Origin of the sequence: Paraplanobispora takensis, from assembly GCF_016863195.1 — a bacterium.
Lineage (GTDB): Bacteria > Actinomycetota > Actinomycetes > Streptosporangiales > Streptosporangiaceae > Planobispora > Planobispora takensis.
Map to the genome: position 1 here is coordinate 141,835 of NZ_BOOK01000001.1, position 22,383 is coordinate 164,217.

At 72.2% G+C, this 22,383-nt stretch carries 23 protein-coding genes; 7 read left to right on the plus strand and 16 right to left on the minus strand.

What is annotated here, in order from left to right:
* Positions 1-131 precede the first annotated feature (131 nt).
* Both Pta02_RS00740 and Pta02_RS00745 read right to left on the minus strand, forming a co-directional pair.
* Positions 132-776 carry a GNAT family N-acetyltransferase gene (locus Pta02_RS00740; protein ID WP_203872637.1) on the minus strand — a complete coding sequence of 215 codons (645 nt, stop codon included), beginning with the start codon at positions 774-776 and terminating at the stop codon, positions 132-134.
* A gap of 185 nt (positions 777-961) precedes the next feature.
* A complete protein-coding gene (locus tag Pta02_RS00745; RefSeq protein ID WP_203872638.1) occupies positions 962-2,242 on the minus strand; it encodes a pyridoxal phosphate-dependent aminotransferase in 1,281 nt (426 codons plus the stop codon).
* A gap of 95 nt (positions 2,243-2,337) precedes the next feature.
* Here Pta02_RS00745 and Pta02_RS00750 point away from each other — a divergent pair, with 95 nt between their 5' ends.
* The 3 genes from Pta02_RS00750 (at position 2,338) to Pta02_RS00760 (ending at position 5,148) form a co-directional block, all read left to right on the plus strand.
* A complete protein-coding gene (locus Pta02_RS00750) occupies positions 2,338-3,294 on the plus strand; it encodes a LysR family transcriptional regulator (protein ID WP_203872639.1) in 957 nt (318 codons plus the stop codon).
* Between the two features lie 196 nt (positions 3,295-3,490).
* The gene (rnhB, locus tag Pta02_RS00755; protein WP_203872640.1) at positions 3,491-4,159 is read left to right on the plus strand and encodes a ribonuclease HII; all 669 of its coding nucleotides are present in this window, start codon (positions 3,491-3,493) and stop codon (positions 4,157-4,159) included.
* A gap of 5 nt (positions 4,160-4,164) precedes the next feature.
* Positions 4,165-5,148 carry an LLM class flavin-dependent oxidoreductase gene (locus Pta02_RS00760; protein ID WP_203872641.1) on the plus strand — a complete coding sequence of 328 codons (984 nt, stop codon included), beginning with the start codon at positions 4,165-4,167 and terminating at the stop codon, positions 5,146-5,148.
* A gap of 65 nt (positions 5,149-5,213) precedes the next feature.
* On the opposite strand, the gene Pta02_RS00765 is transcribed toward Pta02_RS00760, so the two are convergent.
* From Pta02_RS00765 to Pta02_RS00780, 4 genes are all read right to left on the minus strand, one after another.
* The gene (locus Pta02_RS00765; protein WP_203872642.1) at positions 5,214-5,669 is read right to left on the minus strand and encodes a type II toxin-antitoxin system VapC family toxin; all 456 of its coding nucleotides are present in this window, start codon (positions 5,667-5,669) and stop codon (positions 5,214-5,216) included.
* Positions 5,659-5,886, minus strand: coding sequence for an AbrB/MazE/SpoVT family DNA-binding domain-containing protein (locus Pta02_RS00770; RefSeq protein WP_203872643.1), 228 nt, complete (start codon positions 5,884-5,886; stop codon positions 5,659-5,661). Before Pta02_RS00770 ends, Pta02_RS00765 begins: the two co-directional genes overlap by 11 nt.
* Before the next feature lie 124 nt (positions 5,887-6,010).
* Positions 6,011-6,397, minus strand: coding sequence for an SCO5389 family protein (locus tag Pta02_RS00775; RefSeq protein ID WP_203872644.1), 387 nt, complete (start codon positions 6,395-6,397; stop codon positions 6,011-6,013).
* Positions 6,398-6,458: 61 nt separating this feature from the next.
* Positions 6,459-7,427, minus strand: a complete 969-nt coding sequence (locus Pta02_RS00780) for an ATP-binding protein (RefSeq protein ID WP_203872645.1) — start codon at positions 7,425-7,427, stop codon at positions 6,459-6,461.
* Between the two features lie 306 nt (positions 7,428-7,733).
* On the opposite strand from Pta02_RS00780, the gene Pta02_RS00785 reads away from it, so the two are divergent.
* Both Pta02_RS00785 and Pta02_RS00790 read left to right on the plus strand, forming a co-directional pair.
* Complete coding sequence (locus Pta02_RS00785; RefSeq protein WP_203872646.1) at positions 7,734-8,276, plus strand: TetR/AcrR family transcriptional regulator; 543 nt, start codon at positions 7,734-7,736, stop codon at positions 8,274-8,276.
* A gap of 2 nt (positions 8,277-8,278) precedes the next feature.
* On the plus strand, positions 8,279-8,758 hold the full coding sequence (locus tag Pta02_RS00790; protein ID WP_203872647.1) for a DUF2867 domain-containing protein: 480 nt from the start codon (positions 8,279-8,281) through the stop codon (positions 8,756-8,758).
* Positions 8,759-8,765: 7 nt separating this feature from the next.
* Here the strand turns inward: Pta02_RS00790 and Pta02_RS00795 are convergent, their stop codons facing one another.
* The 6 genes from Pta02_RS00795 to Pta02_RS00820 all read right to left on the minus strand — a co-directional run bounded on the left by Pta02_RS00795 (position 8,766) and on the right by Pta02_RS00820 (position 15,810).
* Complete coding sequence (locus Pta02_RS00795; protein ID WP_203872648.1) at positions 8,766-10,259, minus strand: LCP family protein; 1,494 nt, start codon at positions 10,257-10,259, stop codon at positions 8,766-8,768.
* A gap of 162 nt (positions 10,260-10,421) precedes the next feature.
* Positions 10,422-11,351, minus strand: a complete 930-nt coding sequence (locus Pta02_RS00800; protein ID WP_239129193.1) for an NAD-dependent epimerase/dehydratase family protein — start codon at positions 11,349-11,351, stop codon at positions 10,422-10,424.
* Positions 11,352-11,359: 8 nt separating this feature from the next.
* Entirely contained in the window at positions 11,360-12,838 is a 1,479-nt protein-coding gene (locus tag Pta02_RS00805) for a class I adenylate-forming enzyme family protein (protein WP_203872650.1), read from the minus strand.
* A 31-nt stretch (positions 12,839-12,869) separates the two neighbouring features.
* Positions 12,870-14,120: a cytochrome P450 gene (locus Pta02_RS00810; protein ID WP_239129194.1), complete on the minus strand. Its 1,251-nt coding sequence runs from the start codon at positions 14,118-14,120 to the stop codon at positions 12,870-12,872.
* Positions 14,117-14,848, minus strand: coding sequence for a glycosyltransferase family 2 protein (locus tag Pta02_RS00815; protein WP_203872651.1), 732 nt, complete (start codon positions 14,846-14,848; stop codon positions 14,117-14,119). Before Pta02_RS00815 ends, Pta02_RS00810 begins: the two co-directional genes overlap by 4 nt.
* Complete coding sequence (locus tag Pta02_RS00820) at positions 14,848-15,810, minus strand: 3-oxoacyl-ACP synthase III family protein (protein WP_203872652.1); 963 nt, start codon at positions 15,808-15,810, stop codon at positions 14,848-14,850. The genes Pta02_RS00815 and Pta02_RS00820 overlap by 1 nt, the downstream gene beginning before the upstream one ends.
* A gap of 224 nt (positions 15,811-16,034) precedes the next feature.
* On the opposite strand from Pta02_RS00820, the gene Pta02_RS00825 reads away from it, so the two are divergent.
* On the plus strand, positions 16,035-17,492 hold the full coding sequence (locus Pta02_RS00825) for an MFS transporter (RefSeq protein WP_203872653.1): 1,458 nt from the start codon (positions 16,035-16,037) through the stop codon (positions 17,490-17,492).
* 69 nt (positions 17,493-17,561) lie between these two features.
* Here Pta02_RS00825 and Pta02_RS00830 read toward each other — a convergent pair whose 3' ends face one another.
* Complete coding sequence (locus tag Pta02_RS00830) at positions 17,562-18,962, minus strand: LCP family protein (protein ID WP_203872654.1); 1,401 nt, start codon at positions 18,960-18,962, stop codon at positions 17,562-17,564.
* A 210-nt stretch (positions 18,963-19,172) separates the two neighbouring features.
* On the opposite strand from Pta02_RS00830, the gene Pta02_RS00835 reads away from it, so the two are divergent.
* Positions 19,173-19,622 carry a GNAT family N-acetyltransferase gene (locus Pta02_RS00835; protein ID WP_203872655.1) on the plus strand — a complete coding sequence of 150 codons (450 nt, stop codon included), beginning with the start codon at positions 19,173-19,175 and terminating at the stop codon, positions 19,620-19,622.
* Between the two features lie 16 nt (positions 19,623-19,638).
* Here the strand turns inward: Pta02_RS00835 and Pta02_RS00840 are convergent, their stop codons facing one another.
* The 3 genes from Pta02_RS00840 to Pta02_RS00850 are packed head-to-tail and all read right to left on the minus strand — an operon-like array spanning position 19,639 to position 22,355.
* Complete coding sequence (locus Pta02_RS00840; protein ID WP_203872656.1) at positions 19,639-20,436, minus strand: glycoside hydrolase family 16 protein; 798 nt, start codon at positions 20,434-20,436, stop codon at positions 19,639-19,641.
* A 33-nt stretch (positions 20,437-20,469) separates the two neighbouring features.
* The gene (locus tag Pta02_RS00845; protein WP_203872657.1) at positions 20,470-21,255 is read right to left on the minus strand and encodes a hypothetical protein; all 786 of its coding nucleotides are present in this window, start codon (positions 21,253-21,255) and stop codon (positions 20,470-20,472) included.
* Positions 21,255-22,355 (minus strand): MinD/ParA family ATP-binding protein, encoded by a 1,101-nt coding sequence (locus Pta02_RS00850; protein ID WP_203872658.1) that lies wholly within the window; start codon positions 22,353-22,355, stop codon positions 21,255-21,257. Before Pta02_RS00850 ends, Pta02_RS00845 begins: the two co-directional genes overlap by 1 nt.
* Between the last annotated feature and the right edge of the window lie 28 nt (positions 22,356-22,383).

Below are 22,383 nucleotides of genomic sequence, written 5' to 3' on the forward strand. Positions count from 1 at the left end.
ACGGGGGCGGTCATGCCGGGCCGGGTGATCTCGGAGAGGCAGATGAGCACTCATCCGATAGATGAACAAAGGCCCACCCGAAATATCGGGTGGGCCTTATGCTCCATGAAGTTCGAAGTGACGTGAACGGTCTACGCGGCCTCGACCAGTCCCAGCCGCGCGTGCAGGCGTTCTCGCACGAGCGGCCATTCGGAACTCAGGATCGAGTAGAACGCGGTATCTCGGACCGTGTCGTCGGCGCCTCGGCTCTCCGCCCGCCGCACACCGTCCAGGTGCGCGCCGAGGACCTCGATGGCGGCCCGGGATCGTAGGTTCCGTACGTCAGCCTTCAGGGTGATGCGGTGGACCTGCCACGTCTCGAAGGCGAGGGAGAGCATCAGGTACTTGCTCTCCCGGTTGACACCCGTGCCCTGGGCCGATGCGGCCAGCCAGGTGTAACCGATGTCCGCCACGGACGGGACCTCGCCCACCGCGCCATGTGAACCCGGAGGCCAGGGCATCGGGCCCTGCCAGTACTCCAGGTTCATGAGACGGGTGGCACCGACGATGCGGTCGGTGTGCAGCCACCGGATGGCGAAGGGCATGGCGCGGCCCTCCGCCTGCTCAGCCAGAGCGGCCTCCACGTAGGAGACCATCTCCTCCCTGCCGTGGGGAACCCGGGTGAAGGCGTAGGTCGTACGGTCTTCACCCGCCGCGGCGACGAGCTCGTCGACGGCCGCGAGGCTGAGCGGCTCCAGGCGCGCGGAGCGCCCAGATAGGGTGACAAAAGCGGGCATGAGCACATGATGAGGGCTCACCAGCATGACTAATACCAAATGCCACACGACATCTCGGTGAGCATCGGGGAAAGCCGCCCACCTTCGCCGATCGGGAGGGTAAAAGGCCAGGTCAGAGCGGTCGTCGCCGTCCCCGCCTCGGCGGGTCCCGCGGCGCCGTTATGCAACCGATGCGCGCCGCGGGATCACCCGACCGCGGGGCCGGGGACGGGGACGCGTCGCGGCGCCCGCGGCGCCGGCAGACGCGCCGGTCCGAGGTCGCCCAGAGCCTCCTCGAGATGGTCGAGGGAGGCCGCGATCCAGGGCAGGCCGAGCGGGTCGGCAGCCTCCAGCGCGGCCAGCCGCTGCTCGGTCGTCTCGCCGTACAGCAGGCTGGTGGCCACCCGTACCCGCAGCGCCGCGGGGTCGTCGCCGAAGGCGTGACCGGGGAGCACCCCGATGCCGTGCCGGTCGAGCAGGTGGGCGGCCAGCTCGTCGGAGGTCGCGATGTCCAGGCCGGTGAAGTCCGGATAGAGGTAGAAGCCGCCGTGGGGCGCGTGCGCCGTCACTCCCGCCCGGACGAACCGGGCGTGCACCGCCCGCGCCACCGTGCCGTGCAGCCGCCTGCTCCGCTCGATCCGCTCCAGGAGCTCGGCGGGCTCGGTGTAGGCGTAGGCCGCCGCGTGCTGCACGGGGGCGGCCGGACTGGACCAGATCTCGCTGGCCACCGCCAGCAGCCGGGTGCGCAGCTCGGCCGAGGGCAGCCGGGCCACGCCGATCCGCCACCCGCCCAGGGCCAGGTTCTTGCTGAGCCCGCTGGTGACGACGGTGCGCTCCGGGGCCAGCTCGGCCGGGCTGAGGAAGGGGGTGCTCGCGTCGTGGACGAGGTCGCGGTAGATCTCGTCGGAGATGATCACCAGGTCGAGCGCGCGGGCGATCTCGGTGATCTTCTTGATCGCGTCGGTCGCGGCGAGCGTCCCGGTGGGGTTGTCGGGGAGGGTGACCAGCAGCGAGCGCACGTCGCGTCCCCGGGCGCGCGCGTGCAGGACCGCCGAGACGACCCGCTCGGGGTCCGGCACCCCTCCCTCGCCGGGGGGCGCCGGGACGAGCAGGGGACGCGCCCCGACCAGTTCGGCCTGGGCGGCGTAGCTGACCCAGCTCGGCATCGGCAGCACGACGTCCCCGCCGATCGCGAGCAGCAGGCCGTACAGCAGGGGCTTGCTGCCGGGGCCGCAGACCACCGTTCCGGGGTCGGTGGGCAGTCCCCGGCGCTCCCAGTACCCGGCCGCGGCCTCCCGCAGGGCGGGCAGCCCGGCCACCGGGCCGTACCCGTTCTGCCCGGACGCGGCCGTCAGCCGTTCCTGCAGGGACGGGTGCACGGGCAGGCCGGCCTCGCCGAAGGCGAGGTTCAGGACGCGCTCTCCCGAACGCCGTCTTCGGACAATCTCCTCGTTTGCCGCCAAGGTGGCAGAAAGTGTGACGTTCATGGATGTTTCTCCTTCTTTTAGGAACGTTCCCAGAATCAGGGGTAGAAGGCATCAGTACAAGCTTCGGTTCGTGTGGGTGGGCGTAAGGAAATCCGATGCTCGATCTGCGTCGTCTTGCCTTGATCTGCGAGTTCGCCCGGCGAGGCAGCATCGCGGCGACCGCCGCTTCGCTCGGCTACAGCCCCTCGGCGGTCTCCCAGCAGCTGGCCGCCCTGGAACGCGAGGCGGGCGCCGTCCTGATCGACCGCACCGCCCGCAGCGCGGAGCTGACCGACGCCGGGCGCCGCCTCGTCGAGCACGCCGAACGCATCCTGGCCATGGTGGAGAACGCCGAGTCCGACCTGTCGGCCCACGCGGGGACCCCCTCGGGCCGCGTCACCGTCACCGCCTTCCCCACCGCCGCCGTGGCCTTCGCGCCCGCGCTGGTCAGGTCGCTGCGGCGGCACACCGCCCTGGCCCTGCGGATGGCGCAGAGCAGGCCGGAGGGCGGGATCGACGAGGTGCGGTCGGGAGAGGCGGACATCGCGCTGGTGGACGACTGGCGCGGCCGGATGCGCGGGTCGGAGACCGTGACGCTCTTCCCGCTGTTGCACGATCCGCTGGTGCTGGTGGTGCCGCGCAAGCATCGCCTGGCCTTCCCCGAGGAGCCGGTGGACCTGAGGGAGCTGCGCGAGGAACCCTGGATGGCCACCCCCGACGGGGAGCCCTCCCGCCTGGCCGTCGACCGCATGCTCGCCGCCGTCGGCGGGGCGCCGCCGGTGCCGTGGGAGTTCGAGGGGCTCAGCACGATCCTGAGCCTGGTCGCCAAGGGCGTCGGCATCGCCGCGGTCCCGGCCCTGGCCCTGGCCGCCGGGGTGCGCGGCATCGCCGTCAGAGAGATCCCCGGCGCCCCGGCCGGCCGCGACGTCCACGCCGCCGCCCGCACCTCCAGCCTCAACCGTCCCGCCGTGGCCGTCACCCTGCGCGCCGTCCACACCGCCGCCCGCTATCTGGCCGCCGACCTCACCGCCCTCGAACCGGCCACAGGTGAACCCGCGAGGGGGCGCCGGTGAAGCAACCGAGGAACGCCCGCAGCGAAGCGAGGACGTGACGAGGGCGGGAGCCGGGCCAAAGAGCCCCCGAGCCTGCGACGCGTCAGCGTCGCCATAAACACAGCGAGGACGTGACGAGGGCGGGAGCCGGGCCAAAGAGCCCCCGAGCCGCCGTGCGCAGCACGGCCATGAACACAGCCCCCTTAAACTCCAACTCATGCCTCCCTCGTACGCGCTCGAACGCCTGCTGTCCGGTGGCGGGTCGAAGCTGGTCGCCGGGATCGACGAGGTCGGACGGGGGGCCTGGGCCGGGCCGGTGGCGGTCTGCGCGGTGGTCACGGACCTGTCGGAGCCGCCCGCCGGGCTGACCGACTCCAAGATGCTCACCCCCGCCCGGCGCGTCGCGATGGTCCCGGAGATCACCGCGTGGGCGGCCGGCATCGGGTACGGCGAGGCCTCGCACGAGGAGATCGACGCGTTCGGCATGACCGAGGCGCTGCGCCGGGCCGCCCGCCGGGCGCTGGCGGAGCTGCCGGTGCGGCCCGACGCGGTGATCCTGGACGGCAAGCACGACTATCTGGGCCCGCCCTGGCAGGTCCGGTGCGAGGTCAAGGGCGACCTGTCCTGCGTCTCGGTGGCCGCGGCCTCGGTGGTGGCCAAGGTGCGCCGCGACGCCTACATGGCCTCCCTCGGTTTCGAGGAGTACGGCTTCGCCAGCAACGCCGGTTACCCCTCCCCGGTCCACCAGCGGGCCCTGGCCGAGCACGGCCCGACCGGGCACCACCGCCTGTCGTGGTCCTATCTCGACAAGTTGCCCCGCTGGCGCCACCTCAGGAAGCACCGCGACACCGCGGCCGGAGCCGGTCAGCTCGGGCTGTTCGGATAGCGCCGGTGCGGATCGGCGTCTTCCTCGTCGCGGCCGGATTCCCCGGCCGCTCCCCGGGCGAGGTGCTGCGGGACACGGTGGAGGCGGTGACCGTCGCGGAGGAGGCCGGGTTCGACGACGCCTGGATCGCCGAGCACCACTTCATGTCGTACGGCGTGTGCCCGTCGGCGGTGACGCTGGCCGGGGTGGCGCTGGGCCGTACGGACCGGATCGGGGTCGGCACGGCGGTGAGCGTGCTGTCCACCCGGCACCCGGTGGACCTGGCCGAGCAGGCGGCGATCCTGGACCGGGTCTCCGGCGGCCGGTTCACCCTCGGCGTGGGCCGGGGCGGGCCGTGGGTGGACCTGGAGGTGTTCGGGACGGGGCTGGAGCGGTTCGAGCGGGGTTTCGCCGAGTCGCTCGACCTGCTCTGCGCGGCCCTGGGCGGGGACAGCGTCGCGGCGGACGGGGAGTTCTTCCGGTTCCGGGAGGTGCCGGTGGTCCCGGCGGTCAGGATGCGGCCGGTGGTGGCCTGCACCTCGCCGGGGACGGCGGCGCTGGCGGCCGGCCGGGGGCTGCCGATGCTGCTGGGCATGCACGTGGGGGACGGGGAGAAGGCCGCTATGATCGGCGCCTACCGCGACCGGTCTCGCGTGGACGGGGACCCCGGCCACATGGCCGCCGCGGTGGGATACGTGGCCGACTCGACGGCGCAGGCCGTACGGGAGCTGAGGGCGAGCATGCCGCGCTGGCTGGCTCCGGGGCTCGCGGGATACGTGCCGGTGGACGGGCGGCCTCGGCCGCGACGCGATGTTCCCGGATATGTCGACTTCCTCTGCGCGACCCACCCGGTCGGCTCGGCGGACCACTGCGTCGCCTCGATCGAGCGCACCGCCGCCGCGACGGGCCTGCGCCACCTGATCCTGATGGTCGAGGGCGCCGGCGAGCACGCCAAGACCCTGGAGAACATCCGGAGACTCGGCGCCGAGGTCCTGCCCCGCCTGCGATGACGGTCCTCCGGGCAGGGGCGCCCCCATGCCCGCCGGACTCTTCGCCGCGCGGCGAGCCGCGGGGACTAAGACCCGTCCGACTCCGGAGTGATCAGTTCGATGGTCGGGAAGTAGGTCCGGTAGCGAGCCGTATCCCGCGTGATCAGGCGATATTTTCGCGCGGCCGCATGAGCGCCGATGTAGAAGTCCGGCAGGGGAGACCTCTTACGGCCGCCACGTTGCTTGTAGGCCGCGAACGCCTTGCCCGCAAGGAAACCCGCCTCGTAGGGAAGGTCGTGCCGTTCTATCTCGTTCACGGGCAGAGCCTCGTCGAGGTCTTCGACGGTGTCGAAACCGACGGACACTTCGGCGTAGATGATCGGATTGATGATCACCCAACCTTCTTCTCTCGCCTGGGCCACCGCGTCATCCGACCACTCGGCCCATTTCGGGTCGTCCATCAGGATGTCGAGCAGAACGCAGGTGTCGATGAGAGTGGTCGGCCGGTGGGAGACGGGGTGGAGACGGGGCCTACTCGCCACGGAGTAGCTCCATGAGCTCGTCGGTGCTCATCCTCATAGACGCCTTGCCGCGCATGTGCCGTGTGAGCCTCTTCCCCCTGCTCTCGCTGCCCTCGCGGCGCACGATGGTCAGCGTGTCGCCGACTTCGACCACGTCCACCTCGTCGCCTTCGGAGATCCCGTACTTCTCACGAAGATGAGCGGGGATCGTCACCTGCCCTTTGCTGTTGACCCGCATTTCTGATTCACCTGTTCGAGCAGTCACGTATTACTTCTACTACCCGATACTAAGCTCCGCTCCGCTTCGGAAAATCAAAGGGCGCGGGTTGGTGGCCCGCGCCCTGGAGGAAATACGAGGTCGGTCAGCAGTCGACGAGTTCGGGTGACTGGTTGAGGATCTGGGACCTGGCGGTGATGAACTCGGCGTGCGCCGCGGTGGCGGCCGGGTCGAAGACCGCGACCCGGTGGCAGTTCTGGAAGGCCAGCTTCACTCCGAAGTGGCGCTCCAGGGCGCCGCGCATGGAGTCGCTGGCCAGGCAGCGCAGGAGCTGGCCGCGGGCGGTCTCGTCCGGCGGGGGAACGGTGTTGTCGGCGAACTCGGCGCCGGTGCTCGTCCGCTGCCTGACCAGCTCGCTGATCACCGACCAGGCGTAGGGAAGCGAGTCGCGGACGCAGGCGACGAACGCCGCGTCGTCCACCTCACCGGCCTTCGCCCGGTCGAGAAGATCGTTCGAAACGGTCAGCGACATGCTGCGTTCTCCTCTCAGAAGGGGTCTTTCAGACACTAGAGCGGGGGTGTTGATCTTCCAGCTAGCGATGGGGGGACACTCGTGTGGGCCCGAAGACGAAGTCGGGGTCCACCTGGGCGGCGAGGTCCTCACCGGTGGCCCGGTTCGCCCACGCCCGCGCGTTGCGCAGGTGGAACTCCACGGCCTGGCGGCCGAACCGGTCCCAGTCCTTCTCCCGGCCGTCGAGGTGCTTCAGCAGGACGGCGAGGGCCTCGGCGTTTGCCGGCTCCAGATCGTCCAGGGTGAACGGGCGGCCCTGCTCCATGGCCCGCACGGCGGCCGAGTGCTCCAGGCAGACCAGCAGGTCGTCGCCGACGTGCTCGCGCAGGAAGGCGACGTCGTCCGGGCCGTGGATCTTGTTGCCGACGACCGCGAGCGGCACGTCGTAGTCGGCGGCGTACTCGCGGTACTGCCGGTAGACGCCGACGCCCTGCCGGGTCGGCTCGGCGACCAGGAAGGTCATGTCGAAGCGGGTGAACAGGCCGGAGGCGAAGGAGTCGGCCCCGGCGGTCATGTCCACCACGACGTATTCGCCGTGGCCGTCGACCAGGTGGTTGAGGTAGAGCTCGACCGCGCCGACCTTGGAGTGGTAGCACGCCACGCCGAGGTCGTCCTCGCTGAACGGGCCGGTGACCATCAGCCGCAGGCCCTCGGGGGTGGTGGCGGAGAACCGGGACTGGATCGGGTCGTCGGCCGGGTCGAGGGCCAGCAGCCGGGAGCCGCGGCCGGGCGGGGTGGTCTTGACCATGGCGGCGGCCGAGCCGATCCGGGGGTTGGCGCCGCGCAGGAACTCCTTGATCTCGGTCAGGTGGGAGCCCAGCGGAGGGGGCAGTTCGCCCTCTTCCAGGCCCAGCACCATGCCGAGGTGCTGGTTGATGTCGGCGTCGATCGCGACGACCGGCCCGCCCTGGCGTGCCGCCGTGTGCCTGGCGAACAGCGCCGACAGGGTCGTCTTGCCGCTGCCGCCCTTCCCGACGAATGCCACTCTCACGACGCGATCCAATCTGATTATGAAAATCATTGCAACTTCTGCGCGTGACCATGATGCCACGGGGCGGGGCGGGCACAAGGCCGTACGGGGAAAAGCGGGGGCGCGTGTCGCGGGCTGCGAGGAAAGCCGGAGCGGGCTGTGAGGAAAAGCCTGAGGGGGCTGCGAGGAAAAGCCTGAGGGGGCTGCGCGGGGAAGCCGGGGCGGGCCGTACGGCGAGAGGTGTCGTATACCCCGGTTCACCTGGGAAAACGAGCATCCCGGGAGGGCGGTCGAGGACCATACCAAACCGTATGGCATGGTCTTCTCATGGCCACCAAGCAGCACTGGCTGGACGAAGGGCTCGCGATCCTGGCGACCCTGGGAGCTCCGGCGCTGACGATCGATCTGCTCTGCGAACGTCTCGGGCTGACCAAGGGCTCCTTCTACCACCACTTCCGGGGCATGCCGGGCTACCGGACCGCGCTGCTCGACCACTTCGAGGCCAGGTTCACCACGAGCCTCATCGACGTCGTCGAGTCGGAGCCGCACCTGCCGGCCGCGGTACGGCTGGAGCGGCTGATCGACCTGGTCGGCCGCACCGGTGACTCGGCGGACCTGGAGGTCGCGGTGCGGGCCTGGGCGCAGCAGGACGAGCAGGCGCGGGAGGTCCAGGAGCGGGTGGACCGGCGCAGGACCGAGTACCTGCGCGTGTTGTGGGAGCAGCGCGGCGGCGAGGAGCCGGACACCATGGCGCGGCTGCTCTATCTGATCCTCGTCGGCGCCGGCCACATGGTGCCGCCGCTGACGTTCAAGGAAATCCGCGAGGTCTACGACCTGGCCTTGCGTCCCTACGCCTCCGACAAGGAGTGATCATGGTGATCCCGCAGCTCCGCGCACTGACCGAAAACGCGGACCACGTCGACGTCAAGACCGTCGAGGGCGACGTCTCGCTCAGGGAGTTCCTGGCCGGCTTCATCTCCTACGAGCCCGGCTGGATGCGCCTGCTCTACCGGATCCGTGCGGGGTTCGTGCGCCTGCTCGGCATGCGCCAGGGCGAGCTGCCGTCGGCGCGGGGGATCCGTCCCGGGGACATCCCGTTCACGCCCGGCGGCGAGCTGGCCTTCTTCACCGTGACCGAGGCGGAGGAGGACCGGTACTTCGTGGCGGGGGCCACCGAGTCGCACCTGAGCGCGTGGCTCGCGGTGGTCGCCGAGCCGGGCCGCTTCCGGGTCGTCACCGTCGTGAAGTACCACCGCTGGACCGGGCCGGTCTACTTCAACGTGATCCGCCCCTTCCACCACCTGGTGGTCACGCGCATGGCCAGAGCCGGGGTCAGGGGAGTGCCCGCCTGACGGGCGGTCAGCCGCAGGCGTCGTCGAGGGTGACGGTCTCCTGCGGTGAGGCCGCCGGGCTGCCGGCGGGAACCGGATCCGCCCCCGGCGACTCCCCCGAAGGCGGCTCCCCCGAAGCCGGCTCCGCTGAAGGCGACTCTTCCGGAGGCGACTCCGCCGAGGGGGAACCCGTCGAGTCCGCGGCCATGTTCCCGCGGGTGACGGTGGCGGGCCCGGCGGGCTCGTCCCTCAGGGCCGCGGTCACCTTCCGCCGGATCAGGTGATAGTCGGGATCGGCGGTGCTGATCAGCGGCGGGACGAACTGGAGGCTCTCGATCTTCGCGGTCTTCACCTTGCCGGCCAGGGTGATCAGAGCGGGCAGCAGCTCCCGTGGGATGTCGGTGGAGACCGCGCTCGCGGCGGCCTCGGCCAGCCGCTCGAAGCTCCTGATCACCGTCACCGGATCGGCCTGCTCGGCGACCGCGTTCATCAGGCACTTCTGGCGGCCCATGCGGACGTAGTCGTCGCTGTAGGTGCGGGACCTGCCGTACCAGAGCGCCTCCTCGCCCGAGAGCCTGCGCGTGCCCGCCGCGATCAGGCCCTCGTTGTGCCTGCCGTACACGATCGGGTCGCGTACGGTGACCCGCACCCCGCCCATCGCGTCGATGATCCTGGCGAAGCCCCTCATGTCGACCATCGCGTAGTAGGCGACCTCGATCCCGAGGATGTCCCCGACCGTCCGCTTCAGCAGCGCGGGACCCCGCCTGCCGTCGGCCGCGCCGGGGACCATCTCGGGGTGGTCCTCGGCGTACTGCCAGACCTCGTTGAGCAGGCCCGGCGTGCCGGGCGGCTCACCGCCGAAACCGTAGGGGAAGCGATGGCGCGCCGGGCCGGCCGGCAGCGGGACGTGCTCCAGGTTGCGCGGCACGCCGAACAGCACGGTGGCGCCGGTGCGGGTGTCGACGCTCGCCACGGTCATGCTGTCGGTGCGCACGCCGAACCGGTTGGGCGCCGCGTCCGCGCCGATCAGCAGGATGCCGAGCCGGTCGCGCCCGCCCCACGGGTCCGCGGTGACGGGGGTGGAGCTGGTGGTGAACATCGAGTTCACCACCTTCTGGGAGATGTAGGCGAGCCGGGTGGCGTAGGCCACCGGGGCGATCACCAGCACGCACAGCAGCGCGACCGCGACCGCCGACAGACGGCGCGCGGCCCCGGTCAGCGGCCGGGGCCGGACGAGCTGGTAGGAGCGGATGACCACGACCACGGTGGCGAGGGCGAACGACATCCCCAGCAGCCCGAAGAACCACAACCAACCGGGCTGCACGGCCAGGGCGGCCAGGAACGGCCCCGCCGTGAGCAGCACGGTGATCCCCGCGGCCACGAACGTCAGGTGGAAGGCCATCAAGAACGCGCCCATCCGGTGACGTCCCGCCCGCAGGTGCGCCAGCCCCCACAACACGGCCGAACCGAACGTGAACGCCAAACTCACCCCGACGCCGCCGCGGGCCCCCTTACCCGTCATCCGTGGTACATCCCCCGGTGCGCCGGCCCCTATGTCACCCGCCGGTGACGAGCTGGGAAAATTCCAGCCGATCGCCCGATCGCCCGATCGCCCGACCGCCCGACCGCCCGACCGCCCGACCGCCCGACCGCCCGACCGTGCGGCGCGCGGGGGGCGGGAGCCTCACCATCCGGCGGCGCCCGCGAACGACGTCGCCTCGGGCCGGTAGCCGAGGACCTCCCTGGCGGCGGTGATGTCCAGCGTGCGCTCGACGGCCAGGTGACCGGCGGCGTAGCGGGTCAGCCGGGGCGGGGAGGCCCGCCCGAGCAGCCTGAAGGCCGTCTCGGCCACGGCGGCGGCGGGTTCCGCGAGCCGCAGCGGCAGATAGTACGGCGTGGCGGCGATGTCCCGCTCCTTCAGGATCGCGCGCAGGGCGTCGTCCAGGACGACCGGTTCGGCGTCGGTCACGTTGAAGACGCCGCGCAGCGGGGCGCCGGTCGCGGGCGCCGAGGCGGCCAGCAGGCAGGCCCGGACCAGGTTGCCGACCGAGGTCAGGCTGATCCGCTGCCGCCCGTCGCCCACGGCCGGCAGCCTGCCGCCCCTGACCGCGCCCAGCACCCGGGGCAGCAGCGTGGTGTCCCCCCTGCCGTAGACGGCGTGCGGGCGCAGGATGACCGCCCCTCCCACCGCCCGCGCCGCGGCCCTCTCCGCCGCCGCCTTGGACGCGCCGTAGGCGTTGACGTAGCGCACGACGGGCGCCTCGTCCTCCGTCGCCATCACGGTCGGCCGGAAGGGGTCGTAGACGCTGGCCGTGCTGACGTGCACGAACCGGGCCCCGGCGAACGCCCGCACCGCGTTGCGCGTCCCGGCCGCGTTGGCCGCCCAGATCTCCGCCGGCCGCCCCCAGTCCGTGACGCTGCCCGCGCAGTGGACCACCGCGTCCACCTCCGGCCGCTCCGGCCACCGTCCGAGGAGATCCCACGACCGGTACGGCGCGCCGCCCACGTGCCCCGGATCCACCTGAGGCCGCCTGCCGAAGGCGTGCACCTGCCACCCCCGGGCCCGGGCCTCCCGGCACACGGCCCCGCCCACGAACCCCGACGCCCCCGTCACCGCGATCCTCATCGGCGGGCCAGCAGGTCGCGCAGGGCGGCGCGGTCGAGTTTGTCGGCGCGGCCGGAACGCGGGAGGGCGTCCAGGCGGACGACGCGGTCGGGCAGGGCCCCGGCGTCGACGATCTCCGGCAGGGCCTTGGACAGGAGGGTCTCGTCGTAGCCGGAGTCGGGCACGACGGCCAGGACGACCTCCTCGTCCCCGGTGCCGGAGTCGGCCAGGCCGACGATCGCGGCCTCGGCGATGCCGGGCAGCGCGGTGATCGCGGGCTCGTAGAGACCGGGATAGATGTTGAACCCGTCGCGCAGGATCATGTCCTTCTTGCGGCCGAGCAGGATCAGGCGCCCGTCGTCGATGCGGACCAGGTCACCGGTGGCGACCTCGCGCAGCGGCTCCTCGCCGAGATAGCGCGGGGCGACGTGCGGCCCCGAGACGAACAGCTCCCCGTCCTCGGCGACCCGGACGCCCACCCCGGGCAGGGGCGCCCCGAGCAGGTCTCCCTCGGGGCAGTCCAGTTTCTCCCGGGCCGAGGCGATCGAGATGGGCAGGGCCTCGGTCATCGCGTAGACCGACAGCACCTCGGGACCGGCCTCGACCGCCCGGCGCAGCACCCCCGCGGGCGCGGGCGCCGACCCCAGCAGCAGGTACCTCAACGTCTCCGGCAACCGCGGAGTCTCGCGGAGCAGGCGGTCCAGCCGTACCGGGACGGCGAACGCGTGGGTCGCCCTGCGCGCCGCCAATTCCCCGACGGTCGGTCCGCCGCCCGGGAGCGACCAGGCGGCCCCGGCCATCAGCGCGGGCAGCCCGAGCATCAACTGGTCGGTGTGCACGACGTCCCCGGGCCCCAGCGGGAACGCGTCCCGGAACAGCTCCAGCCCCGCCGCCAGCGATCCCCGGGTGTGCACCACCCCCCTCGGGTGGGCGGTGGTCCCCGAGGTGAAGATCACCGCCGCGGGCTGGTCCGCCGAGCTCTCGGGCAGGCCCGCCGGTCGTACGGCTCCGCGCAGGAGGCGGGACAGGCGTACGGCGCCGCGGGGGACGCCGGGGAGCCAGGGGCCCGTGTACAGGTGGCGGACGGGCCGGCCGGGCAACGGCCGGCGCAGGTGGGCCAGGAACAGGCCGCGGCGGTGGGCCAGGCCCTGCAGCGGGCCGCTCAGGGTGTACAGCAGCGACTCGGACACCACCCACGCCGGCCGGGTGGCGGACATCCGGGCGGCCAGCACGCCGGGGGCCAGCCCGGGGTCGGCGAGGACGAGCATCCCGCCCGCGGCCACCGAGCCCAGCGCCGTCACGACCGCGTTCACGCCGGGCCGTACGGCGAACAGCACCCCGTCGCCCGGCCGCAGGTCGTCCATGGCGGCGCGGACGGCCTCCACCCGGCGGGCCAGCTCGCCGTAGGCGATCTCGCGGCCCCGGCCGTCGATGATCGCGGTCCGGTCCGGCTCCCGCCCGGCGGTCGCCATGATCCCGGTGATGATGTCGTTCATGCGGGAGATCCAATCCGCGAGGGCAGGCCGGTCAGGAGGCGGTGATCCACAGGTGCTCGTAGGTGGGGATCAGTACCCCTCTGGCCGCGCGCCGCCGTACGACCCGCACGCGGTGGGACAGCACCGCGGACGCCACCGCGCGGATCTCGGCCAGAGCGAGAGGGTAACCGATGCAGAAGTGCGGGCCGGCGCCGAACCACAGGTGGCGCAATTGCGGAGGGTGCGGGCGGGAGGGGTCGAAAGGGCCGTGGGCGCGGGCGCAGTTGTGGGTGACGATCAGCACCCGGTCACCGGGCCGCGCCACCACACCGCCGGTTCGCTCCACCCCGCCGATCACCCCGCTGACCGCGGAACCCCCGGCCGCGCAGATCTCGCCGTCGGCGTGGATCCGCACCGGGGCGGCCACCGAGCGCAGCATCAGCGGGGTCGGGGTGGTGACCCGCATCGCCTCGTCGATCACCCGGTCGAGGTCGTCCACGGTGACGCCGTGGTCGTGGACGAGCGCGACCAGGCGGGGCACGAAGGTGGCGACCGTCTCGGTCCCGGTGAGGAAGAACGCCCCGGCCGCGCCCCTGGCCTCGGCCGCCGACAGGCCCAGGGAGCGCATCCGGCCCATGACCGTGGACTCGTCCCCGGCCTCGTACGCGGTCTGCGCGATGTCCCCGATCCGGTCGAGCACCCGCCGGGCGACCGCCACCTGCCGCTCCGACAGCCGCCGGGAGCGCAGGGAGACCATCGAGACGACCCGCTCCCCCTCGGCGAACAGCTCCCTGGCCCGCTCCTCGGACACCCCGCCCGACTCCAGGCCCAGCCCGATCGTCCGGCAGATCACCGCACCGGCCATCAGCCGCATGCTGTCCACCAGATCGACGGTCTCGCCGCGCGCCAGCCGCGCGTCCAGTTCCGCCAGCGGCCCCCGCAGCACCTGCGCCACCATCGCGGAGACGTAGCCGGGGGTGAACAGCGGCGTCAGCTTCCTGCGCAGCGCCAGGTGCCCGGGTCCCTCCATGTTCAGCAGCACCGACGGCCCCAGCACCGGCGTCCACAGGTCGCCCGGCGAGCCGGGCCCGTCCTTGCCGAAGCGCTCGTCGGTCAGCACGGCCCGCGCCACGGCGGCGTCGTTGACCACCACCCCCAGGCCGGGCACCCGCACCACCGGGCCGAACCGGGCCAGCAGGCGCATCAGCGGATAGGCGAAGGGGTGCGCGGCGAGGTAGAGCCGGGCCTCGTGGTCCAGCGGACCCCGGCGGGCTCCGGACTGCGGACGGGCGGCGGAGGTCATCGCACGTCGACCACGTCGGGACGGTAGCGGTGGTCGGCGTACCAGGCCAGGGTGCCCGCCAGGCCGTAGGCCCGCAGCCGGCGCACGGATCCGAAGACCACCACGTCGCGGCGGGAGCCGTACGCGGAGGTGATCCTCCGGACCCGGTTGACCAGGGCGCGGTCCTCGTGGACCTCCTCGATGGCGGTCCTGGGGAAGCCGTCCGCGCGCCGGTAGAGGTCGGCGGTGATGGCGAGGTTGCAGCCGGGCATCATCACGTACGGACCCTTGTACAGCGGGTCCCGGTTGCCCGGCCGGAAGCGGCCGAACGTCGCGGCGACCCGGACCACGAGCGGGATGAACCGCCGCTCCCAGAACTTCAGCGGGAACTCGTCGGTCCGCGGCCGGAGCCTCCCGCCGACCATCTCCAGCCCGTCGTCGAACGCGCGGCGGATGTTGCGCACCCAGTCGGCGCGGGGCAGGCAGTCGGCGTCGGTCCTGGCGACGTGCGTGGCGCCGTTGGCGATGGCGTGGCGCACGCCGGTGTCGGAGGCGGCCCCGGTGCCCTTGAGCGGCTCGGAGATCACCTCCACGCCGTGCCGCCTGACGACCTCGGCGGTGCCGTCGGTGCTCGCGTTGTCCACCACGACCAGGGTGAAGTCCCGGTCGGTCTGCGCCTCCAGCGCCCGCAGCGTGGCCTCGATGCCCGCCGCCTCGTTGTACGCCGGAACGATCACCCAGAGGTTCATCACATCTCCGCCAACATCACGCCCATGCTGACCCCGCCGCCCAGGCCGAGCAGCGCCACCCGGTCCCCGGGCCGCCAGCCGCCCAGCGAGAGCTGGAGCGGGAGCGTCGCCGAGGCGCAGTTGCCGTGCTCGGGCAGGCTGACCACCAGTTTCTCCGCGGGGATGTCCAGCACCTGCGCCAGGAAGTGCAGGTACGGCAGCGCCACCTGGTGCACCGCCACCACGGCGAAGTCGTCCCAGCTCAGACCGGTGCGCTTGAGGGCGGTGAGGAAGATGTCGGGGCCGATCCGCTCGAAGGCCTCCTTCAGCCGCCGGCCGTCGCCGCGGAAGTAGGAGTACTCGGGGTCGCGCGGGTGCGCCGAGCCGCCGCCCGGCAGGGTGCCGATCGCCCACGCCGTGGAGTCGGCCGAGAAGTCTCGGTAGAAGATGCCGCGCTCCTCGTCGGCGGTGACCAGCACGGCCGCCCCGCTGTCCGACAGCGTGTATCCGGCGAAGGAGTCGACGAACTGGGCCCGGTCCCCGACCTGCCAGCGGATCGCCCGCGAGGGGGTCTCGCCGGAGCAGACGAGCACCCGGCGGTGGGCGCCGGACAGGATCAGCGCCTCGGCCACCTGGATGCCGTTGAGCATGCTGTTGCAGGCGTTCTTGACGTCGAACACCGGGCACGACAGGCCGAGCTTGGCCGCCACGATGTGCGCGGTGGCCGGCTCGACCATGTCCTGCGACGCCGAGGCGAAGATCAGCAGGTCGGGGTGGTCCCGGAGGCCGAGCCCGCCTACCGCCTCGACCGCCAGGTCCGACGCCTGCTGGTCGTCGCGTGCCACGTGCCGCAGGCGGATGCCCGTCATCCGCTCGACGATCCCCCGGTGGGGAACGTACCCCTCGATCCGGCGCTCGACGTCCGTGCTGGTCAGCGTCCGTTCGGGCAGATACGTCGCGACGCCCGTGATACGGGCCTTCATCGCGCCCCCTCAATCCGGCCAAGTCTCCCGATGCCTGCGCAATGTATAGCCATAAGTGGTGTTTGTCCTAGTCAGCGGGAGCGGCGGGACCGATGGTGCGGAAGTTCTCATCGGTTCAGGAGGGGCATACCCGCCGACGGCGGGCGCGCCACAGCCGGAGATCGCCGGAGGAGACGCTCTCTCCCCTGGCATGGCCAGCTCTTTACCGGGTAGCCGCTGCCGTCATGAGCGAGATCGGGATCGGCACCGTGACGACGAAGGTGCCCGCGCGGCTGGACCGGCTGCCATGGTCACGATGGCACTGGATGATCGTGATAGGTCTCGGAACCGTCTGGATCCTGGACGGCCTCGAAGTCACCATCGTCGGCAACCTCTCGGCCCAGCTGGCCAAGGAGGGCAGCGGCCTGGAGATCACCCAGACCCAGGTCGCCGGTACGGCCGCCGCCCTCTACGTGGCGGGCGCCTGCCTGGGGGCGTTGTTCTTCGGATGGCTGACCGACCGCTTCGGGCGCAAGAAGCTGTTCATCATCACGATGGTCGTCTATCTGGTGGCCACGGCGATGACCGCGCTGTCGTTCTCGGCGTGGTGGTTCTTCCTCTTCCGGTTCCTGACCGGCTTCGGCATCGGCGGCGAGTACGCCGCGATCAACTCGGCCATCGACGAGCTCATCCCGAGCCGCTACCGCGGGCGGATCGACATCATCATCAACGGCAGCTACTGGCTCGGCGCGGCCGGCGGCGCGCTGCTGACCGTGCCGCTGCTGAACAACTTCGCGGTGAACATCGGCTGGCGCATCGCCTTCGGCCTGGGCGTGGTGCTCGGCCTGGCGATCCTGCTGGTCCGCAGGCACGTGCCGGAGAGCCCGCGCTGGCTGTTCATCCACGGGCGGGACGGGGAGGCGGAACGGCTGGTCGACGAGATCGAGGAGCGGGTGGAGCAGGAGAAGCACGTCCGCCTGGAGGAGCCCGCGCAGTCGATGACCATCCACCAGCGCAAGTCGATCGGGTTCGGCCGGATCGCGCACACCATGGTCGCCCGCTATCCCAAGCGCACGATCCTCGGCCTCTCCCTCTTCATCGGGCAGGCGTTCCTCTACAACGCCATCACCTTCGGGTACGCGCAGATCCTGTCGACCTTCTACGGGATCGACACGAGCACCGGCTACTTCTTCGCGGTCATCGCGGTCGGCAACTTCCTCGGCCCGCTCCTGCTCGGCCGTCTGTTCGACACGGTCGGCCGGGTGCCGATGATCGCCGGGACCTACATCGGATCGGGAGTGCTGCTGCTCGGCACCGCCTGGCTGTTCGCCCAGGGCGCGCTGACCTCGGTCACGCTGACCGCCTGCTGGTGCGTCGTGCTCTTCTTCGCCTCGGCCGGGGCGAGCGCGGCCTACCTCACCGTCAGCGAGATCTTCCCGATGGAGACCCGCGCCATGGCGATCGCGTTCTTCTACGCCATCGGCACCTTCGTCGGCGGCGTCGCCGGTCCGCTCGTCTTCGCCGGCCTGGTCGAGAGCGGCGTGCCCGGGGACACCGCGCTGGCCTTCTCCATCGGAGCGTTCCTGATGATCGCGGCGGGACTGGTGGAGGTCTTCCTCGGGGTCAAGGCCGAGGGCAAGGGCCTGGAGGACATCGCCGAGCCGCTCAGCGCCGCCCCCGCCGACGCCTCCGCCTCCCGCTGACGCCCCCGCCGGCGCCTGCGCGCCGACGTCCCTCCCGGAGGCGTCCCCGCCCCGCCGCCCCGCACCCCGTCAGGCGTTCGCGCAGGAGTCCTGGGTGGCGTCGAAGCCGTTCAGGCCGGCGGCGTCGTCCGGGGACAGCTCCTTGAGCCCCTGCCAGTCGTCGCCGATCGTCAGGACGAGCCGCCCGGTCCGGGCGGCCTCGACGAGTCGGCCCCGGGAGACCAGCAGGTCGCGGGAGAGGGTCGGCGCCTTGGTCGCGCCGTTGGAGGAGTAGGCGATCGTGGTCCTCGCCTGCGGCTTGCGCGGCGCGTCACCGATCTTGGCGATGTGGTAGCCCCGCTCCTCCAGCGTGGCCGCGACCACCGTGGCCAGGCCGGAGCGCCAGGTCCCGTTGCGCACCTCGATGTGGATCTTCGAGCGCGCCACCTTGGTCTGCCCGCCCTTGACCCCGGCGTCGGCGATCGACCTGTCGTGGGCCACGATGGAGAACAGCCTGCGGCTCTGCGGCTCGACCCACTCCACCTTGCCGGCGTGGACCAGGGAATAGCGCCACGGGGTCGTGATGAAGTGGATCTGCCCGGCGGCCAGGCCCTCGGCGCTGACCGCGAGGTCCTTCATGACGCCCACGGTGAGGCCGGGGTCCGTGGTGACCGACTTGGTGGCCGCGTTGAGGAAACCGAAGAGCCTGGTGGGGTCGGTGAGCGTCTCGCCGCTCATGACCTTCTTGACCATCGAGGCGATGAACATCTGCTGGCGCTGGATGCGCCCGATGTCGGACCCGTCGCCCAGGCTGTAGCGGGCGCGGACGTAGCCGAGGGCCTGCTCGCCCATGAGCGTCTGCCGCCCGGCGGGCAGGTTCAGCAGGGCCTTGGTGTCGTGGATCGGCTCGGGCACGCAGACCTCGACCCCGCCGACCGCGTTGACCATGTCCTTGAAGCCGGTGAAGTCGACCTTCACGAAGTGGTCGATGTGGATGCCGGTCAGCGTCTCGACGGTCTTCCAGGTGCAGGCGATGCCGCCGGAGTTGAACGACTCGTTGATCATGCCGATGTGGGCCTGCTGACCGGGCAGCCCCTGCCGGGCGCGGCAGGCGGGCAGCTGCACCATCGAGTCGCGGGGGAAGCTGATGACCATCGCGTTGTCCCGCCTGGGCGAGATGTGCGCGAGCATGATCGTGTCGGTCCGCTCCCCGGCGAACCTGCCGTACTTGGCGTTCTTGCCGTCGCGCTGGTCGGAGCCGACGACGAGGACGTTCATCGCCTTGGTGGCGACCTTGGCGGGCCGGGTCCCCAGGTCCTCCGAGGTCACCTCGACGTGCTTGACGTTCCCGGTCAGCTTGACGAACGCGCCGACCGCCGTGGCGCTGACCGCCAGGACGACGACCGTGACGACGGCCACCAGCCACCACACCCACCGGCGCCGCCGCCGCGGAGCGTGCTCCGGTGCCGCGTCGATCGAACCGCTGCTCACGTGACTCCAGAAAAAAGGACGGGCCAGGCGTGCTCCCGTTTCTGGGGAGTCGGTTACAGCCGTGGCCGAGTGTACTAATCCCTGATAAGGGTCGGATAAGAACTACGGCAGGCATATGACACGTGTCGCACGGAGCTGGGGCGACCCTGTTACGATCCGCCGGTGATTACCCGTAATGGTGATGTCGGCGATGTTCAGGCTGTTCTGAGGATGTTTGACAGCGCAGTGGCCTGGCTCACCGAGCAGGGCCGTACCGGCCAGTGGGGAAGCGAGCCGTTCTCCGCCGATCCCGCCCGCGTCGAGCGGATCACCGGGTGGGCGCTCTCCGGGGGGATGCGCATCGCCGAGATCGACGGGGAGGCCGCGGGCTGCGTCGTCCTCGGCGGGCCGATGCCGTACATCGCCCCGGCTCCCGAGCCCGAGCTCTACGTGCAGGCCCTGGTCATCGACCGGCGCTTCCACGGCCGCGGGGTCGGCTCGACCCTGCTGGAGCTGGCCTCGGCCGAGGCGGCCGGCCGGGGGATCTCCCTGGTCAGGGTCGACTGCTACGCCGGGGACGACGGCCGGCTGGTGAGGTACTACGAGAGCCAGGGCTTCACCAGGACCGAGCCCTTCACGGTCGGCGAGTGGCCGGGGCAGATCCTGGAGAGGCGGCTGTGAGCCGTCCCGGGCCGGGTCATCCCGCGCCGCCGGAGGACATCGGATAGATGCGCAGCCAGTCCACCTCCATCCAGGCCTCTCCCCCGCTGCCCTGCCCGGGGAACCAGTCCAGCTGCAGGCAGGCCGACATCGGGCTGTGCGTGGCGTTGGCCGAGCGGAACCACTCCCGCCCGTCGATGTAGCCGACGACGCCCTGCGGGCCGTTCTCCACGGCGTAGGTGTGCCAGGCGGTCATGTCCACCCGGGCGTGGGCCTGTTCCTGTCCCTGCGGGGTGTGCAGGAAGAAGTTCGGCCGCTGCCTCTCCGGGTCGTCGATGACCTCCAGGTAGTCGATCTCCTCGCCGGTGGCGCTGCGCACGTTCCCTCCGCCCTCCTGCGGCCAGAGCAGGGCGACCGGGTGATAGGAGCCGGCGCCCGGATACAGGCGGATGCGGGTCTCCCAGCGCCCGTAGGCCTGCACGTGCCGGCTGGCGAGGCCCGCCGTGGTGCCGTCGGCCATGCCGTACAGGAAGAGCGTCCCCTCGCCCAGGTAGAGCTGCCCGGAGGAGCGGCGGCCGTTTCCCGCGTGCCCGGGCGAGTCGTAGAACACCCAGTCGGAGGCCTGCAGGTAGTCGTCGAACTCGGCGCACCAGTCCGGCGCGCCCCAGCCGTGGACCGCGGCGGCGCTGGTGGCGTCGGGCGCGGCGGGGCAGGCCAGGGCGGCCGCGCCTGTTCCCGCGCCCGGGGCCGCGGCCGCGGCCGGAGTGATCAGGGCCAGTGCCGCCGCCAGCGCCGCCGCCGGGGCGATGCGCCGCAGGGAGCCGTATGGGGACATGGGATCTTCCTCGATCCGTGAGCGGGGGGTGGTCTACGGGGGAGAGCCGGTGACGGCCTTCCACCCGGCGGCGGCGAACTCGCGGGTGCCGGGTTCGGCGATGCGGGGCACGGCCGCGGGCGGGGGATCGAGCGCGCGGACCCAGTCGCCGCTCCCGCCGCGGACGCCGGGACGCCAGATCATCAACATGTTCACGGCGAGCGGGGCGGAGTAGGCCGGGCCGGACTCGTCGGTCCCCCTGGTCGCGTTCACCCGGACCAGGAGGGAGACGAGCACCTCTTCCCCGGCGCTGTCCCCGGTACTGCTCCCGGCGCCGTCGTTCCACCGGACGCCGATCGGCTCGGTCCGCAGGGCCGCCCCCGTGGGGAGATCACCGTCCGGGGGGAGGCCGAGGGTCTCCCGCCAGCCGCGGACGGCGGCGCCCGCGTCGTCGCGGGCGGTCGCGCGCCGTTCCGCTGGGGCGTACAGCTCCGCGGCCTGCTCCGCCCGCCCCGAGTCCAGGGTCCAGGAGGCCTCCAGCGCGGCGGCCGCCGCCGAGACCGCCCCCAGCGTGGTCCGCGGGAAGCCGACGGGATATCCGGCCTCGCCGTGGTAGCCGGAGGGCCGGGCGAGGACGACCCAGGACGGCCCGGAGGACCCGGAGGACCCGGCCCCGGAGGCCGACGGCGCACCGGGCCCGGCGTCCGGGAGCAGCCACACGCAGAGCGCCGCCGCGAGCGCCCCGGCGACCGCCAGGGCCACGAGGACGCGCCGCCGGAACGCGCGACCCGGCGGGCCCAGGTCGACGTCCAGGACGGGTCCCTCGACGGCCGGCGGCATCAGCGGCTCCGGGCCGGACGCAGTCCGAAGGCCTGGCCCGCCGCGGCGGCCAGGCGCAGGTAGGCGCCCCGGGTGGCGGGCCGCATGCGGGTCAGGTCGACCTCCGCCCCCTCCTTGAGGTGGGGGTCGTACGGCACGCGGACCACCGCGCGGCAGCGGGAGGCGAAGTGCTGCTCCAGCACCTCCAGGCTCACGTCGGACTTCGGCTCCACCGCGTTCAGCACGACGATGGCGTTGTCCGCCAGCGCGGAGTAGCCGTGGGCGTTGAGCCAGTCCAGGGTCGCCGCGGCGGAGTTCGCCCCGTCCACGGCGACCAGGGTGACCAGCACGATCTGGTCGGCCAGCTCCAGGGTCGCGCCCATGGCCCCGTGCAGCAGGCCGGTCCCGCAGTCGGTGATGCAGATCGAGTAGTAACGCTCGATCAGCCCGGCGATCGTGCGGTAGTCCTCCGCGTCGAAGGCCTCGCTGATGGCGGGATCGGTGTCGGAGGCCAGGATCTCCAGCCGGGCCGGGGACTGCGAGGTGAACGCCCGCGCGTCGGAGTAGCGCAGGATGCGGGGCGCCTCGGCGAGCATGGTGCGGATGGTCGCGGCGGTCTCGGGCACGACCTTCAGGCCGAGGGTCCCCCGGTCCGGGTTGGCGTCGATGGCGATCACCCGGTCCCCCCGCAGGGAGGCCAGCGTGTTGCCCAGGGCGGCGGTCGTCGTCGTCTTGCCCACCCCGCCCTTGAGGCTCATCACCGCGATCCGGTGGTGCCCGCCGGTGACCGGCGTCTGGGCGTGCGCGATGAGAGTGCGCCGCTCGGTCTCCGCCGCCGACTCCGCGGGGGTGATCTTCCCGCCGGAGAGCCGCCAGACGATCCGCCGCCACCCGCCCGAGGGCTCGGGCCGGCGGTTGGTGAGGAGGTTCTCCGCGGTGAGCGGGACCGCCGCGGGCCGTGTCGCGGGTCCGGGATCCGGCCGTGTCGCGGGCCTGGATTCCGATCGCGTCGCGGGCCCGGGATCCGATCGCGTCGCGGGTCCGGGATCCGGCCGGGGGCCGGGCCCGTCCTGCGGAGGGGCGGGCGAGGCGGGGGTGGTCTGGGGGGAGGTGTCTGTCACGACCGGTGTCCTTTCGCGGGGCGGGAGG